We start from the raw sequence: 15,048 nt of genomic DNA on the forward strand, positions 1-15,048 counted from the left end.
AAGGTAAATCCGCCTCCCGGCACTAGTGGTGTTGGGAGACGGACCTCCGTGCGTGCGTTCTCGTTGCGTGCGTGCGTCCTGCCCTCGACTTCACCGGATCAGAGGGGTGCGCCGCTGCACTTGCACCCGACGCTCCGCCGCCACCACCGTCCTTCGGCGTGGCTCGTTGGGCCGAGCCCATCCTCCCCCAGCCAGTGGCTGGCGGGGCGCTGTGGCGCCCCCACCCGCCGTCGGCAAGGGACGGAAGTAGCGCCGGCGCGAAAGGCTTTACGACCCATGGTGGGAGGCCAGCTCCTTGCACGAGAAGCTCTGCCCCACGTGGAAGCGTCCTGGCCAGGTCTCACCTGGTGTTGGTGGGCGTGGAATGGACTTCGCTGGCCGTGTTGTCTGGACCTTTGGTGTGGGTGACCGGGTGTCTGGTGGGCGGGTGTGGCGTCATCGCTCGGGCTGATCCTCCAGTGCGTGCAGGACCTTGTCCAGCGTGATCGGCAGGTCCCGTACGCGCACGCCGCAGGCGTGCCACACCGCGTTCGACACCGCGGCGGCCGTGCCGACGATGCCGATCTCCCCGATGCCCTTGGACCCCATGGCGTTGACGTGGGGGTCGTGCTCGGGGAGCCAGTACGCCTCGATCTCGTCGACGTCCGCGCTGGCCGTGATGTGGTATTCGGCGAAGTCGTGGTTGACGACATGGCCGGTGCGGGGGTCGACCACGCTGTTCTCGTGCAGCGCCATGGACAGCCCCATCGTCATCCCGCCGATGAACTGCGACCGCGCCGTGCGCGGATTGATGATCCGGCCCGCGGCGAACACGCCCAGCAGGCGTGGCACGCGGACCTCGCCCGTATCCGCGTGGATGTGCGCTTCGGCGAACTGCGCCCCGAAGGCGTGCATCGCGTAGCGGTCGTCGGGCGGCCCGACGGAGCCGGACGCCTGGGCCCCGTCCGGCGGCTCGGTCCCGTACTTGTCGCGGAAGGCGCGCGCGGCCTCGACCACGGCCGAGCCCCACGTCGTCATGCCTGAGGAACCCCCGGCCACCGACGCCATCGGATAGCAGGTGTCGCCAATTCGCGCGTCCACGCGAGCCACCGGTACACCGAGCGCGTCCGCGGCGATCTGCGGCAGCGTCGTCCACGTACCGGTGCCGAGGTCGGCCGCGCCGATCTCGACGACGTAGTGCTCCCCTTCCCGCCGGATCGTCGCGGTCGACTCCGGCATGCGGTTGACCGGGTAGGTGGAGGCCGCGACGCCCGTACCGACCAGCCAGTCGCCGCTGCGGCGCACGCCGGGCCGCGGGTCCCGCCTCGACCAGCCGAACCGCGCTGCGCCCGCCCGTAGGCAGCCGATGAGGTTGCGGCTGGAGAAGGGCTTGCCCGAGCCGGGTTCGACGTCGGGCTCGTTACGGATCCGCAGTTCGATCGGGTCCATGCCCAGGCGCTCGGCCAGCTCGTCCATGGCCACCTCGGGGCCGAACATGCCGGGACACTCGCCGGGGGCGCGCATCCAGGACGGCACCGGGACGTCGAGGGCGGCGAGTCGGTGCGTGGTCCGCCGGTTCGGCGCGGCGTACATCATGCGCGCGGGGACACCGGTCTGCTCGGCGAACTCCTTGATGCGTGACGTCTGTTCGACGACATCGATGGCGATGGCGGTGAGCGTGCCGCCCCGGTTGGCACCGAGGCGGCACCGCTGGATGGTCGGCGTGCGGTAGCCGGCGAGGGAGAACATCTGCTGTCGGGTCAGGGCCAGCCGCACGGGCCGGCCGGGGACCGCGCGCGCGGCCAGCGCCGCGAGCACCACGTTGACGTGTGGTTGCCCCTTGGACCCGAACCCTCCCCCGACGTACGGGCAGACGACCCGGACCCGTGCCTCATCGAGACCGAAGACCGACGCCAAGGCGGCGCGCGTCGGATGAACGCCCTGTGTGGAGTCCCACAGGGTGAGGAAGCCGTCACCCGCCGGGTCCCACAACGCCGCCGTGGCGTGCGGCTCCATCGGGTTGTTGTGGTACATCGCAGTGGTGTACGTCTCCTCCACGGTCACCTCCGCAGCTGCCATCGCGGCGTCGACGTTGCCCTCGGCGGTGTCAGTGGGAAAGTCCGGGCTCACCGTCTCGGGTGTGTACAGATCGTCGCGGTCGGCCCTCAGCTCGGCGTCGTGGGCCCCCTGCGCGTAGCCGACCCGGACGAGAGCGGCTGCGTGCCGCGCCACCTCGGAGCTGTCGGCGACGACCACGGCGACGACCTGGCCGCGGAAGGCGACCTCCTCGTCCTGCAGGACCGCCAGCTCCCTGTCCTCGGTGGAAGCCAGGCGCTCTGCATTGCCGGGGGTGAGCACCGCGACCACACCGTCGAGTGCTTCGGCGGCAGTGGTGTCCAGCTCCGTGACGCGTCCCCGGGCGATCGTGGCCTGGACGACGTACAGGTCGGCGGCGTTCGCCAACGGAGTCTCATAGGCGTAGGTGGCGACGCCCAGGACCTTGGCGGCCCCGTCCCGGCGGGGCAGGTCGCGTCCGACGGCGTCCGGTTCGCTCGGAAACGTCATCAGGTGTCCTCGCCTGCCAGTCCGCGCAAGGTGGCGGCAAGGGTGCGGCGCAGCAGGGGGATCTTGAACGCGTTGCCGCCGTACAGCCCCTCGGCTGGCCGGGCGTCGGCGAGTTCCGCGTCCGCGGCGGCCCGGTAGCTCCTGACCGACGCCGTGGAGCCCCGCAGCGTCTCCTCGGCCCTGTACGCGCGCCACGGCGCGTGCGCGACGCCGCCGAACGCGACGCGCGCGTCCACGATCACGCCGCTCTCGACATCGAGCGCTGCGGCCACGCTGACCAGAGCGAACGCGTACGAGGCACGGTCGCGCACCTTGCGGTAGGCCGATCGGCGGGCGATGGGCAGCGCTGGCAAGTCGATCGCGGTGATCAACTCACCGTGCTCGAGCACCGTGTCGCGCTCGGGAGTGTCGCCGGGCAGCCGGTGTAGGTCGACGAAGGGGATCGTGCGCTCGCCGTCCGGGCCGAGCACTCGGACCCGCGCCTCGAGCGCGGCCATCGCCACGGCCATATCGGACGGGTGGACCGCGATGCAGTGCTCGGACGCGCCGAGGATCGCATGGTTACGGGTCCACCCTCCGATCGCGGAACAGCCCGAGCCCGGCTCCCGCTTGTTGCACGGTGTCGTGACGTCCTGGAAATAGACGCAGCGGGTCCGCTGCAGCGGGTTGCCTCCGACGGTGGCCATGTTGCGCAACTGCCCCGATGCACCCGACAGCAGCGCCTGCGATAGCACCGGGAACCGCTCGCGCACCCGCGGATCCGCAGCGAGTTCACTGTTGCTGACACCCGCGCCGATCCTGAGGGCGCCGTCGCCGATTTCCTCGATCTCGGCGGGCAGAAGACCAGCGGTGCCGACGACCACACCGGGTTCGACGACGCCCAGCTTGAGATGGTCCACCAGATTCGTACCGCCGCCGAGGAACACCGCGCCCGGATTTCCGGCGACGCCGCGCACGGCGGCCGCAGCGTCGGCGGGGCTGAGGTAATCGAACGGCTTCACCCAGCCTCCCTCCTGTCGGCTGCCTGCTGGGCGGGGGACGCCCCACCCGCCTGCCGCACGGCGGTCACGATGTTGACGTAGGCCGCGCAGCGGCACAGATTGCCGCTCATGCGCTCGGCCACCTCGGCGCGGTCCAGTCGCGGTGCCCCTAGGCCCTTGGTGACGGCGCTCGGCCAACCCTTCGCGAACTCGTCGAGCGCCCCGACTGCGGAGACCACCTGCCCAGGGGTGCAGTAGCCACACTGGAACGCGTCGCAGTCGATGAAAGCTCTCTGCACTGGGTGCAGGTCGCCGTTGGCGTGCTGTCCACCGGCGGTGGTCACGTTGGCGGCGAGCCCTTCGGCGGTCACGACCTCGGCGCCGTCTTGGGTGACCGCGAGCGTGAGACAGCTCAACACGCGTCGCCCGCCGGACAGCACTGTGCACGCGCCGCACTGTCCGTGATCACAGCCCTTCTTGGGGCTAGTCACCCCAAGCCGTTCACGCAGGGCATCGAGCAGCGTGGTGTGCGTGTCGACGGTCAGCCGACGCGGGATCCCATCGACTTGCACGGTGATTTCCCTCTTCATCGCACGATATTTCCCTGCGCCGGCCACGCTCACTCGGCACATGACGCCGAGTCACACAGGTGGCGGCAGGACGGCAGGGAGGCGAGCACGGTGGTGTCTGCGTTGACGCTGCCGTTGCATATTCGGCGGGGCCGCGCTGAGGTCCTCGGCCTGGCCGGACCGGCCGGGATGGCGTCGAGCGGCTCGACGGTGGCTGGCTTCTCCTCGACGGCCAGCCGCGGGGACGGATGGGTGAGTCGAGTGAGGTGGGGAGCTTCACCGGAGCACCGGCGAGTTCCCATGCCCGGCCTCGTGAGTCCACTGTGCCGCTCCATATTTGTGGGCCGCCGATCCCGCTCATGCTCCCGCTGTCTGTGGGCTGGTGCTGTGCCCCGCCCGGGCCGTGACCGGCGCCTCGTGCCCGCTGCGCCGAGTTTCGGCGCCGCCATCCGTGAAAGACGCTGTGGCTTCCGGGTAACTGCCCGACCTGCGGGCAGACGCGTGGGTGCGTCCTGCGCGCCGGCCGGCAGGCCGACGCCCACTGGGGGCGTGGAAGGACCGTGGGGATCATGAACGAGGAGACCGGTCACGTCACCGGCACCAAGGATAAGGACTACAACCTGCTCTGGTACGTCGAGGCGTGTCTGAGTAACGCGCTGCGCATGGAGACCTACGTGCAGGATGCCGAGCGGGAGGGCGACAGCGAGGTCGCGGAGCTGTTCCGCAAGGCGCAGGCCGACAGCCGCAAGGGCGCCGAGATAGGCAAGCGGCTGCTCGCCGCCCGCCTGCCCGCCACGGGCATCGGTGCGGGCACCGCCACCGGCACTGGCGAAGAGACCGTCGCGGGCACCGGCGGAGGCGCCGCCACGGTCCCTGAGGAGGGAACCGTCGGCGGCAGCGGTACCCCGGCCGCTGCCGGTGATCCGGGGGGTCTGCCACAGGATCCAACGACCCCGTAGGAACAGCTCCGCGGCCAACTACCGTAACGACCTGCCCGAAGTGTCCGGCCATGGCACGGGCCTAACCGGGCGGCCAGGTGGGCTGCGGGTTACGGCGCGAGGGACGCAGAGCGGCCGCGATCGGGGCCGCTCGCGACCGTACTCGGCCCGGCCCTGAGCGCGCTCGCGCCGCGGGTGCGGCCCGCACGCTGGGCTGGATCCTCGGCTTCACCCGGTCGCCCCGTGAACGCCCCACCCGCGCACCGTCTCGGAGCGAGGGTCGTCAGGGTAGGGGCTGGGCGTGCAGGCAGGTGTGCTGGCCGGACCCGGCCGGTTCCGCGAGTGGCCGGGCCATCTCGCCGATGATTTCCACTTGGAAGGTGCCGGCCGTGTCCGCGTACACCGGGCCCCCGTCGGCCGTCATGGTTCCGGTGGCGTGGACGATGACGACTTCGGGCGGGCCGTGTCGGCCGGGAACGCCTGGCAGAGTCACCGCGTAGCGCGAGGGGGCGTTCATGATGGCCTCGTCATTCTGTTCGCCGGTTGGTGGCGTCGGTCAGGGCCGCGCGGACGCTGGGGTGGATGGTGAAGACCTCGTCGGCGCCGGTGATCTCCAGGAGCCGCATGGTCTGCGGCGTAGCTGCGGCCAGCAGCATCTCCACGCCTGCGGCGTTCGCGTCCTGGCGTGCGGTGAGCAGGGCATTGAGGCACACGGAGTAGCAGAACACCAGGCCGGCCAGGTCGACGATCAGCCGAGGAGGCCGGTCGGTGACCGCCTTCGTGAGGACGTTCTCGAGTGTGCCGCGGTCCTCCTGGTCGACCTCGCCGTCGAGATGGACGATCACCGCCGTCCCGGGGACCGTGGTGGTGGTGATCCGCAGGCGCGGTGTGGTGACCTGCAGGTCGTCTGCGTGCTTGTGCATGGAACTCACCGTTCTCCCCGGTGGGCAGGCTCGCCCACAGCCGGGCAGCCGGGGGTGGCCACACGGAGCGGAGCGCCAGATGCCGCCGTACAGTGCCCCACAGGCACCTCGAAGCGGTCAAGCGTTCGACTCTGCGGTTTCCCGCAGCGGGGGCACAGCGCACCGCTGCGCTCAAGGTCGCCGGGGCCGGGTTGACGGATGCTTCTCATGATGATCACCGCTGGGAGCTGCAGGGACGGCGGTGGGGTCGGCACCGGTATCAAGAGGGGCGAACAGGGCCAAGAGGCCGGCGATCTCGTGGCGGGCCTCGGCAGGGTGGCGGAAGTGCATGCCGTGCGCGACGCGGTAGTGGTTGCGGCGTCCATGCCGGGTGTGGGTCAGATAGCCGGCGTCTTCCAGATCGGTGACGATCGCCTGCACGGCCCGCTCAGTCATTCCGCATCCCGCGGCGAGATCCCGCAGGCGCACTTCCGCGTCACGCGAGATCATCAACAGCACACGGGCGTGGTGTGTCAGGAACGTCCAGCCCGTGCGCGGCTTCCGCTCATCCGACACACCACAAGTATGAACCCAGATTCCGGTTTCGCGATACCTGATCCCCGGTTCCGCTGTTGGTCCTGCAGTTCTATAGAGGACCGAGCCCTCGTGCCGAGGACGACCAGTACGCCGTCTTCGGGGATGTCGGCGTACTGGACGGCCTGCCACGGGGTGGCAGCGCGTCGGAGAGGAACACGAAGCGGTCGTCCGGCGGGCCCCGGGGAACCTTGATCGGCAGGGTATTGCCGAACGGCACCCGGAGCAGTTCGGCTTGTCCTCCGGGGACCTGACCGTAGAGCTTCGTGTACCCGAGTGCAGGTCTTGCCCGCAGGTGAAGCAGGTGCCGCAGGAAACGTTGAAGGGGACGACGACCCGATCTCCGGGCGTGAGAGCCGGTGACGTCGCGGCCGACGTCACACACGCGCCTGAACGAGGCGCTGGGGCCGCTCCTGAGCGAGGGCGACATCCTCGGTCACGAACCCATGGGCGTCGCGCAGGTCGGAACCGCACAGGCCGTGGAGAGTCACCTCCACGGTCACATCGGTCGGGTCAGTCAGCACCTCCGCGGCCTGTGTGTGGTATCGCAGCACCTGGAAATACTGCGCGAGGGGATCGCTGCGCTACGCGCTCAGCCAGCGTCGGGCAGGCGGACGTGCAGGATGCCGTCACCGTCAGTGCGGGTTTCGAAACGGGGCTGCGGAGAGGTCGCACCGAGTCTGGAGCCGCTTGCCGGTCACCACTCCCCGAACGCCCCACCCGATCCGAACCAAGGTGAGCCGTCGCTCCGAGCCGATGTGTACGAAAGTCGATTATCGGGCAAAAGCTGGCAATTGACGGATCGATTCGCATGCGGTCGAGAACGCCAAGGGTGCCGCTCACACCGCAGCAGACCGCGTCAAGGGCTCCCTGAAGCGCAACGGCTGAGAAAGGGAGGACGTCGCGGCAGTGTTCCTGTTCATCCTGCTTATCGCCGTGCTATTCGGCTTCGTCGGCGCGCTGGTGAAGGGCCTGCTGTGGCTGCTCGTCATCGGCGCGGTGCTCTTCGTCACCGCCCTGATCTTCGCAGGCGTACGCCTCGGGCGGCGCAGGTGAAGGTAACGGGTTCTGTGGCGAAGCATTGCCTCTCGACGGTTTGCCGTGTGCCAGCGGTGCCGCTGCGGCCAGCCCAACGGTGCCCGGGTCAGCGGCCCGCCGCTGCGGCGTACCGCGGGCGGAAGACTAGGAGACTGACACCATGGACGGACGTGAGCAGCAGAAACCGGCGTCGGGGCAGGGGAAGAGGGAGCGCGACACGGCGCGCCTGCAGGCGCAGGCTCCTGCCGCCGGGTCTGGAACAGGGGAGCGGGTGCCCGACGCCCCGATCCCCGAACCACGCGGGCCGCTGTCGGCGGCAGTACTCGAACTCGTGACAGCCGGGCCTCCCGGCACAGGACCACGGCTCACGCCGCTCAACCCCTCCCCCGACCCCTGGGGCGAGGACCACCAGCTGGCACTGCACCTGTGCTACGAACTTCACGACCGGGGCCTGATGGGTGTCCACCCGGGCTGGGAGTGGGATCCTGGGCTCCTCGCCCTGCGGCGCGAGCTGGAGAAGTCCTTCCTGGCCGCAGTACGCGCCCAGGCGCAGCCGGTGCCCCCGTTGCAGGACCTGCTGGAGCAGCTGCTGGCCGAGCCGTCCGAGGGCCATGGGCCCTCGCACTTCCTACTGGCAGAGGGGCAGCGCCACCACGCCCGGGAGTACCTGGTGCACCGGTCCCTCTACCACCTCAAGGAGGCGGACCCGCAACTGTGGGTCCTGCCGCGGATCCACGGCCCGGCGCAGGCCGTGCTCATGGCGATCGCCTACGACGAGTACGGCGCCGGACGCCCGGGACGGGCCCACTGCCTGCTCTTCGCCCGGATGATGGCCGCCTTCGGCCTCGACCCCGGCTACGGGCGCTACCGGGACCTGGTTCCCGCCCCCATGCTGGCGGTGGTCAACCTCATGACCCTCTTTGGGCTGCACCGCGCGCTGCGCGGCGCCGCGGTCGGGCAGTTCGCGGCCATCGAGATCACCTCCTCGCCCGGTTCGGCCCGGCTTGCCGAAGCCCTGGAGCGGCTGGGCGGCGGCGCGGACGGCACCCTGTTCTACCGTGAGCACGTCGAGGCCGACGCCGTCCACGAGCAGCTGGTTCGCCGCGGTGTCATCGCGGAGCTGCTCGCCACCGAACCGGACCTGGCCGAGGACATCGCCTTCGGCATCGCCGCCGCCACCACGGTCGACGCCCGCTTCACCGAGCACCTGCTCGGGTCTTGGCGCGCCGGGCGGACGTCCCTGCGCTCACCCCTCGCCGACGTCGCGGCCTGACTCCCGCCGGACCCGGCCGCGCCGACGGTGGCTGGTGTCGCAGAACGGGTAGATCCGGCTGCGCCGGCACGCACACAAGGCCACCACCGGGCGCTCGGAGAGCCGCCGGACGCCGTCCGGGAGGATCACCTCCACCGGACCCTCGACCAGCAGCGGGCCTCCCGGTACGACGTATACGCGGGTGGCGCCCCGGTCAGGGCTCGCGGACACCGCGCACCACCACCAGCTCCTCCTCACGATCACCCGGGCCGATCACCCCGAGCCGCTCGAACAGGCTGGCCCGGGCCGTCATCACCGGCCCGAAGGGCTGGCGCCGCCGCGCCACCACCGACGTGCGCAGCCCGGCCGCACGCAGCAGCGCGAGGGTCGCCGGGACGTCCGCGAGGTCGGACTGCACGACCAGCAGCACCCCGCCCTGAGTCAGAACCTGCGGAACCGTCCGGCAGATCCGGTCCAGGACCAGCCGACCGTCCGGCCCGGCGTCCCACGCCAGGGCCGCGCCCCGGCCGGGTCCCCGCCGGCCGGGGCCAGTGGGGACGTACGGCGGGTTGGCGGTCACCAGGTCGAAACGCTCGTCGGGGATCGGAGCCAACAGGTCGCCCCGGCACAGCCGGACCCGGCCGCGGTGAAGGAGGGTGTTGCACCAGGCGGCGGCCACCGCCCGGGCGGACAGGTCGACCGCCGTGACCGGCGCCCCGCTGCGCGCGGCCGTGAGCGCCACGGCCCCGGTCCCGGTGCACAGGTCGAGCACGCGGCTGGAGCTGTCCAGTGCCTCCCGGCGTACACAGGCGGCCAGCAGTTCCGTGTCTCCCTGGGGTGAGTAGACCCCAGGCGGTCGAATCAGCAGCATGCCGGGCGGGTGCCCGGCCCGGCACCGTTCACACCTGTCACGCCAGCCGCATGTCGCACCCGGTTCGCGCGGCTCTGGCGACACCGCCCCGCTCGCAAGCCCACAGTCGTTGCGAAGGCCCTGCCGAGCGCCTCCGGCTGGTCCGCCACCGGGCCTGGTCCTCCGAGGGGGATGACTCTGGTGAGGTGGGCGTCGGCACAGAGCGAGGCGAAGAGGCCCCGCGCTCCGCACGAGGCACGGGGCGGGGGGTACTTTCTTGTGGACGCCGGCACCCGTGCCGTGGCGCCCGCTGGCCCGCGGCTGGCCACCCTGGCCGCCCGGGTGCTCGGGGAGCTGATGTCCGGGGAGTTCACGGACCTCCAGGTCGAGGCGCGGACACCGCCGTGCGCCACGATGGACGAGTTGTTCGCCTGGCTGACGCGGCTGCGCCGTGAGCTCGCCGCCTGCGCGGGGGCCGAGGACCTGAAGGTGTGTCCCAGCGCGACACCTGTGATCGGGGGCGGCGTCGCGGTGCCGGTGGGCGATCACCCCCGGTCCCGCGACGGGGTGGAGCTGTTCCGGACCCTGATGGACGACTTCGCGGTCTGCGCCCTGCCCGTCCACGTCTGCCTGCCCGACCGCGAAGTGGCGGCCCTGGGCGGGCAACCACCTGCGTCCGTGGCTGCGCCGTTGCTGGTGGAGATGAGCGCCAACTCGGCCTTCCACGCCGGGCGCGACACCGGGTACGCGAGCTGGCGCTCGGTGCTGCGGCTGCGTTTCCCCCCTCGGGCCGCCACCACGGGTCGAGTCCTTCGACGACTACCGGTGCGTCTCCGCCGCGATGGCGGCAGGCGGCGGGAGCGCCTTCGGCGAGCTGACGTTCTGGGACACCCGGCCCCACCCGCGCCCGCCGACCCTGGGGGTGGGGTGCATGGACATCCCGGCCGAAGCCGCCGACTCGGTGGCGCTGGCCGCCATCGTCCGGGGACTGGTGGTGACCTCCGCCCGCCTGGTGGAGTGGGCCGACCCGGGCCCGGCCCCGCATGGCGAGCTCCTGCGGGGCGCCTACTGGTACGCCACCCGCGACGGCTGGCCGGGGCCCGGCGCGGACGCGCTGAGCGGGCGGATGCTGCCCGCCCCGGAGCGCGCCCGCCGGCTGCTCGACCACATCGGCACCGCACTGGAGGACCTGGCGGACCTGGACCGGGTCGCCGCGTTCATCGACCGGCTGGCCACCCAAGGCAGTGGCGCCCACCGCCAGCGCGCCGCGCACCGGGCGGGCGGCCTGCCCGGCGTCGTGGACGACCTGGCGGGCTGCATGCTGCTGCTCGAGCGCGCCGCAGGAGCAGGGCAGACGCGCGCCCTGGGGGCCCGCACTCATCCGCACGGCGGACAGCCCGGCGGTGCGGCCGCCCAGGACATGCCAGCGTGAAGGGACGCGGCCGGACACGAGCGGGGAAGCGCGCCCGTGGCGGGACCGGCCGGGAACGCTGGGAGCAGCCGATGGACGAAAGCCCGACCACACCCTGCCTGGCGGGCGGAGCAACGCCGGACGGGCAAGCCACGCGGGTCCGCCGGGACGGCTACGCCCGGCTGGGCACCGCCGACCTGGGCGTCGACGCCGACGCCATGGCGGAGGACCTCGCCGAACTCGCCGAGGCCTACCACGGCCTGCCCCCGGACCCGTACGCGCGGGCCACCCACCGGTACCGACGCTACTCGCACGCCGTGTACCTGCCGTGGACCGGCGAACTGTCCTACATGCCCGGCGCGCCCGACGAGGAGTTCGGCACCGTCACCGAGTACTGGCAGGACGAGCACAACCCGGAGTACCCGCGGGTGCTGCGGAGGCTGGCCGACATCCCGTCCGCCCTGCACAGCAACCGGCTGCTCGACGCCCTGATCCGCGCCGACCTGGAACACGCCCTGTGGCTGGAGGACCTCCGCCGCGGCCCAGTCTACGTCGGCGTCCACCTGATCGTCCTCGGCGTGCGCGACAGGGAGCAGGTCGCGGTCTCCTCGCCCAACTGCCTGCACCAGGACGGTGGTTCACCGGCCACCTTCACCTTCGCCCACCTCGCCGGCCGGCGGAACGTCGAGGGCGGCGAGAACGTCATCGCCACGCCCGAGAGTGCCGGGCGGCAACCCGACGCGCTGGCCCCCGAGGCCGTCCACGCCCGCTTCGTCCTGACCGAGCCGCTGGACGGCTACGGCGTCCACGACTGCCGCGTCAGTCACTACGTCGGCCCGGTCCGTCTCGGCGACGAGGGTGACGAGGGCCGGCGCGACATCCTGATCGTCGGCATCGCTCCCTACACTCCCGCGCTGTAGTCCGCGACAACGACCCGGCCCTTGCCGCCGAGCACCCGCTCGGCCGGGATGTCGTCCCGAGCGGGTGGCCGCGGGCCGTGCTGCGGCCTGGGGCCGAGGCGCGTCGGCCGGTACCGGATGGGGTCCTGGACCTGATGAAAACCCTGACCTGCACCGACTGCGGCCCACCTCACGCCGCCCAGGTGGACGCTGCTACCCCTGCCACCAGAAACACGAGGAACGGCTGAAGCAGAAGGCCGCACCGGCGAAGAAGAAGCTCAATGAGTCGCGAATGCGGTCAGTGCGCCTAGCGACGGGTGCAGTCCGTCACCAGCGATACCAGCGCGCGCGGCCGGATCCGGAGGCTCCGCGGACGACGAACCCGAGCAGCCACAGCACCAAGACGGCCAGCGCCACCCACCACAGAATGTGGAGGGCGAAGCCTGCCCCGAACAGCACCAGGATGATGAGCAGAACGAGCAGCAGCGCGAGCATGACGATCACCTTCCTCATCTCGTCGTGTGCCCGGCCCGGCACGAATGATGCGTTGGCGTGTCCCACGGTTGCCGAGAGCGCAGGTCGGCCGAGGAACAGGCCGTTCCCGACGCCGCCGGGCACCGGGGCGCGAGCAATTGTCAAGAGTTGTGGATCGGAGTGAACAGGGTGGGATCATTCACGTCATGCGCTCCTGGGACTCCCTGACAATCACCGAACAGACGCTGATGCGTCGGGCCATGTCCCAGTACTCCTTGGCCGGGTCGATCCAGCACTACGGCACGGCCCTGCGCTGGGCAGGAGCCGAGGATGCCCCGCCCCCGCGCAGCTACACACAGGACGAGCAGCTGGAGCTGGTCCCGCAGGTCGCTGCCGTGGCTCTGGAGCTCGCCGAACTCGGCCTGGTCACCGTCCAGGAGGTGCAGGGCAGCTTTCCCGCAGCCTCCGACATCATCCTGAGCGGCATGGAACTGCAAGAGGTCCTCGTCGACCCGGCCAACTGGCTCTGGAAGCCCAGTCTTCCCCACCGTTTCAACCTCACATCCCCCGAGGCCGTGCGGGAGCACTGGCTCAACGATGCGTATCCCACCGCAGACACCAGTGCCCTCCCCACCTGGGACGAGCTGAGCATCGCCCAACGTGAAGTCCTGGTCTGCGCTGCCGAGGCGAGTGGCATGCTGACCGGACCGTTCGGTATCTGGGAGGACCTGCCGGCCGGGCTGGATGGCGCCGAGCGCCTCGCCTGGGTCGACCGGCAACTCACCCCGCTGCTCCCGTTCGTCCGCGAGGGCTGGATTGAGGTTCAGCACTGCCCTGACCCTCGGAGTGACGTCTTCACGGTGATCCCACTCGATGGCCTCCGCTCCGCCCTTGCTGACCCCGCCGTCCGGTACGACGGTGACGACTGGGGTATCGGTGTCGGCTGCACGTTCACCTACTCCGGACTGGCCATTTGGCGTGGTGGATGGAGCCGTGCGTGGGGCAGCCGCCTGACCTTCGACTGACAATTTGAACCAGTTGGTAGGGCCGGTTACGCCGCAAGCTGAGGACGTTCGACGAGCTGGCCGCGTTCGAAGCGGGCTCCGGCGCGGACGAGCGGGACGAGGTGGGCGCCGTTGACCGAGCGCCAGCGGGCCTGAGCCGACTCGACCAGCTTGAAGACCATGGCAAGCCCGGCGGCGCGGGAGCCGGCGCCCTTGGTGACCTTCGTGCGGAGGCGGACGGTGGCGAAGGTCGACTCGATCGGGTTCGTGGTCCGCAGGTGGATCCAGTGCTCGGCCGGGTAGTCGTAGAACTCCAACAGCACGCCCTGGTCGCCGGTGATCTTCGCGACGGCCTTGGGAAACTTCGCGCCATACAGCTTGGCGAAGGTCTTGATCGCCTGCTCGGCGTGCTCGCGGTCCTCGGCGTTATAGATGTCCTGGATCGCCCTTTTCGCCGCCGGCTGGGCCGACTTCGGCATGGCGTCCAGGACATTGGCGGTTTTATGAACCCAGCACCTCTGCTCGCGCGTGTCGGGGAAGACCTCTCGCAGAGCCTTCCAGAACCCGAGTGCGCCGTCGCCGACCGCCAGGACCGGGGCCCGCATGCCCCGCCGGGCGCAGTCCCGTAGCAGCGCGGCCCACGACTCGGATGACTCGCGGTAGCCATCGGCCATCGCGACCAGTTCCTTGGTGCCATCCGCCCGCACGCCGATGACCACGAGGACGGCGGCCTTGGCCTCGTCCAAGCGTATGCGCAGGTGGATGCCGTCGACCCAAACATAGACGTAGTCGGTGCCGGACAGGTCGCGGTCCTGGAACGCCTGGTGGTCGGCCTGCCACTGGGCGGTCAGCCCCGTGATGGTGGCCGGGGAGAGGCCTGCTGAGGAGCCGAGGAACTGTTCCATCGCGGGCACGAAGTCCCCGGAGGACAGGCCGTGCAGGTAGAGCAGCGGAAGCACTTCGGCGATCTTCGGGGACTTGCGGCACCAGGGCGGCAGGATCGCCGAGGAGAACCGCTTCCGTTCGCCGGTGGCCTCATCGACGCGCTTGTCGTTCACGCGCGGAGCCTTGACCTCGATCACGCCGGCAGCGGTGGTGACCTTCCGGGGCTGGTGGTAGCCGTTGCGGACCACTAGGGAACGTATTCGGTCGTGATCAATCTGCGTGATTTACCTTCGTGGCGGGTCCTGATCCGGTAGACCGTGGTGTGTGACGCGAGCGCAACTGACGGATGCGGAGTGGGTGTTGATCGAGCCGTACTTGCCGATCGGCGAGTACGGCCCGTACCCGGAGCGGCTGCGGCAGCAGTTCGAGGGCGTGATCTGGCGATTCCGGACGGGCGGGCAGTGGCGGGAGATGCCGAAGGAGTTCGGTGCGTGGTCAACCGTCTCCAATCGGTTCCGGCAGTGGAGGGACGCCGGTGTCTTCGAAGCCCTGATGGAGGGCGTGATCGCGGAAGCCGCGAAGCGCGGCGAGGTGGACTTGTCCCTGGTCAGCGTGGACTCCACCACCGTGCGCGCTCACCACGACGCCGCCGGGATGCACCTCGACTCCGACACCATGGCCGCCCTGGAGAAGGCTGCCGAGGAGGCG

At 70.7% G+C, this 15,048-nt stretch carries 16 protein-coding genes and 3 pseudogenes; 8 read left to right on the plus strand and 11 right to left on the minus strand.

The annotated features are described in order from the left end of the window. Nucleotides 1-435: 435 nt before the first annotated feature. Genes ACFVWU_RS21135 through ACFVWU_RS21145 form a run of 3 tightly spaced genes read right to left on the minus strand, consistent with a single transcriptional unit; the run spans nucleotide 436 to nucleotide 4,114 of the window. Nucleotides 436-2,544, minus strand: coding sequence for a xanthine dehydrogenase family protein molybdopterin-binding subunit (locus ACFVWU_RS21135; protein ID WP_387623076.1), 2,109 nt, complete (start codon nucleotides 2,542-2,544; stop codon nucleotides 436-438). After that, nucleotides 2,544-3,545 (minus strand): FAD binding domain-containing protein, encoded by a 1,002-nt coding sequence (locus ACFVWU_RS21140; RefSeq protein WP_387623078.1) that lies wholly within the window; start codon nucleotides 3,543-3,545, stop codon nucleotides 2,544-2,546. The genes ACFVWU_RS21135 and ACFVWU_RS21140 overlap by 1 nt, the downstream gene beginning before the upstream one ends. After that, nucleotides 3,542-4,114, minus strand: a complete 573-nt coding sequence (locus ACFVWU_RS21145) for a (2Fe-2S)-binding protein (protein ID WP_387623081.1) — start codon at nucleotides 4,112-4,114, stop codon at nucleotides 3,542-3,544. The genes ACFVWU_RS21140 and ACFVWU_RS21145 overlap by 4 nt, the downstream gene beginning before the upstream one ends. A gap of 548 nt (nucleotides 4,115-4,662) precedes the next feature. On the opposite strand from ACFVWU_RS21145, the pseudogene ACFVWU_RS21150 reads away from it, so the two are divergent. Then, a pseudogene (locus tag ACFVWU_RS21150) lies at nucleotides 4,663-4,881 on the plus strand (hypothetical protein); the annotation flags it as partial. Between the two features lie 433 nt (nucleotides 4,882-5,314). Here ACFVWU_RS21150 and ACFVWU_RS21155 read toward each other — a convergent pair. From ACFVWU_RS21155 to ACFVWU_RS21170, 4 genes are all read right to left on the minus strand, one after another. Next, on the minus strand, nucleotides 5,315-5,548 hold the full coding sequence (locus tag ACFVWU_RS21155) for a DUF6296 family protein (protein WP_387623084.1): 234 nt from the start codon (nucleotides 5,546-5,548) through the stop codon (nucleotides 5,315-5,317). Nucleotides 5,549-5,558: 10 nt separating this feature from the next. After that, on the minus strand, nucleotides 5,559-5,954 hold the full coding sequence (locus ACFVWU_RS21160; RefSeq protein WP_387623087.1) for an STAS domain-containing protein: 396 nt from the start codon (nucleotides 5,952-5,954) through the stop codon (nucleotides 5,559-5,561). 171 nt (nucleotides 5,955-6,125) lie between these two features. After that, a complete protein-coding gene (locus ACFVWU_RS21165) occupies nucleotides 6,126-6,509 on the minus strand; it encodes a helix-turn-helix transcriptional regulator (RefSeq protein ID WP_387623090.1) in 384 nt (127 codons plus the stop codon). A 395-nt stretch (nucleotides 6,510-6,904) separates the two neighbouring features. Further along, nucleotides 6,905-7,081 carry a hypothetical protein gene (locus ACFVWU_RS21170; protein ID WP_387623093.1) on the minus strand — a complete coding sequence of 59 codons (177 nt, stop codon included), beginning with the start codon at nucleotides 7,079-7,081 and terminating at the stop codon, nucleotides 6,905-6,907. Between the two features lie 355 nt (nucleotides 7,082-7,436). On the opposite strand from ACFVWU_RS21170, the gene ACFVWU_RS21175 reads away from it, so the two are divergent. After that, nucleotides 7,437-7,583: a hypothetical protein gene (locus ACFVWU_RS21175; protein WP_387623096.1), complete on the plus strand. Its 147-nt coding sequence runs from the start codon at nucleotides 7,437-7,439 to the stop codon at nucleotides 7,581-7,583. A 253-nt stretch (nucleotides 7,584-7,836) separates the two neighbouring features. After that, complete coding sequence (locus ACFVWU_RS21180) at nucleotides 7,837-8,838, plus strand: iron-containing redox enzyme family protein (RefSeq protein WP_387623099.1); 1,002 nt, start codon at nucleotides 7,837-7,839, stop codon at nucleotides 8,836-8,838. Here ACFVWU_RS21180 and ACFVWU_RS21185 read toward each other — a convergent pair. Both ACFVWU_RS21185 and ACFVWU_RS21190 read right to left on the minus strand, forming a co-directional pair. After that, nucleotides 8,812-9,081, minus strand: coding sequence for a CDGSH iron-sulfur domain-containing protein (locus tag ACFVWU_RS21185; RefSeq protein WP_387623101.1), 270 nt, complete (start codon nucleotides 9,079-9,081; stop codon nucleotides 8,812-8,814). The two genes, ACFVWU_RS21180 and ACFVWU_RS21185, sit on opposite strands and share 27 nt — an antisense overlap. Beyond that, nucleotides 9,032-9,688, minus strand: a complete 657-nt coding sequence (locus tag ACFVWU_RS21190; RefSeq protein WP_387623104.1) for a HemK2/MTQ2 family protein methyltransferase — start codon at nucleotides 9,686-9,688, stop codon at nucleotides 9,032-9,034. The genes ACFVWU_RS21185 and ACFVWU_RS21190 overlap by 50 nt, the downstream gene beginning before the upstream one ends. Before the next feature lie 336 nt (nucleotides 9,689-10,024). Here ACFVWU_RS21190 and ACFVWU_RS21195 point away from each other — a divergent pair. The 3 genes and pseudogenes from ACFVWU_RS21195 to ACFVWU_RS21205 all read left to right on the plus strand — a co-directional run. Next, nucleotides 10,025-10,441 (plus strand): annotated as a pseudogene (locus tag ACFVWU_RS21195) (glutamate-cysteine ligase family protein); the annotation flags it as partial. Between the two features lie 157 nt (nucleotides 10,442-10,598). Further along, on the plus strand, nucleotides 10,599-11,099 hold the full coding sequence (locus ACFVWU_RS21200) for a hypothetical protein (protein WP_387623117.1): 501 nt from the start codon (nucleotides 10,599-10,601) through the stop codon (nucleotides 11,097-11,099). Between the two features lie 71 nt (nucleotides 11,100-11,170). After that, nucleotides 11,171-11,998 carry a 2OG-Fe dioxygenase family protein gene (locus tag ACFVWU_RS21205; RefSeq protein WP_387623112.1) on the plus strand — a complete coding sequence of 276 codons (828 nt, stop codon included), beginning with the start codon at nucleotides 11,171-11,173 and terminating at the stop codon, nucleotides 11,996-11,998. Between the two features lie 306 nt (nucleotides 11,999-12,304). On the opposite strand, the gene ACFVWU_RS21210 is transcribed toward ACFVWU_RS21205, so the two are convergent. Further along, nucleotides 12,305-12,472, minus strand: a complete 168-nt coding sequence (locus ACFVWU_RS21210) for a hydrophobic protein (RefSeq protein WP_387623115.1) — start codon at nucleotides 12,470-12,472, stop codon at nucleotides 12,305-12,307. 185 nt (nucleotides 12,473-12,657) lie between these two features. On the opposite strand from ACFVWU_RS21210, the gene ACFVWU_RS21215 reads away from it, so the two are divergent. Next, the gene (locus ACFVWU_RS21215) at nucleotides 12,658-13,476 is read left to right on the plus strand and encodes a hypothetical protein (protein ID WP_387623107.1); all 819 of its coding nucleotides are present in this window, start codon (nucleotides 12,658-12,660) and stop codon (nucleotides 13,474-13,476) included. 26 nt (nucleotides 13,477-13,502) lie between these two features. On the opposite strand, the pseudogene ACFVWU_RS21220 reads toward ACFVWU_RS21215, so the two are convergent. Further along, nucleotides 13,503-14,597, minus strand: a pseudogene (locus ACFVWU_RS21220) (IS256 family transposase); the annotation flags it as partial. Nucleotides 14,598-14,664: 67 nt separating this feature from the next. On the opposite strand from ACFVWU_RS21220, the gene ACFVWU_RS21225 reads away from it, so the two are divergent. Further along, nucleotides 14,665-15,048 (plus strand): transposase (locus ACFVWU_RS21225; protein ID WP_387623109.1); only part of this gene is annotated, 384 nt, incomplete at its 3' end.

The organism is Kitasatospora sp. NPDC058190, assembly GCF_042883685.1.
Classification (GTDB): Bacteria; Actinomycetota; Actinomycetes; order Streptomycetales; family Streptomycetaceae; genus Kitasatospora.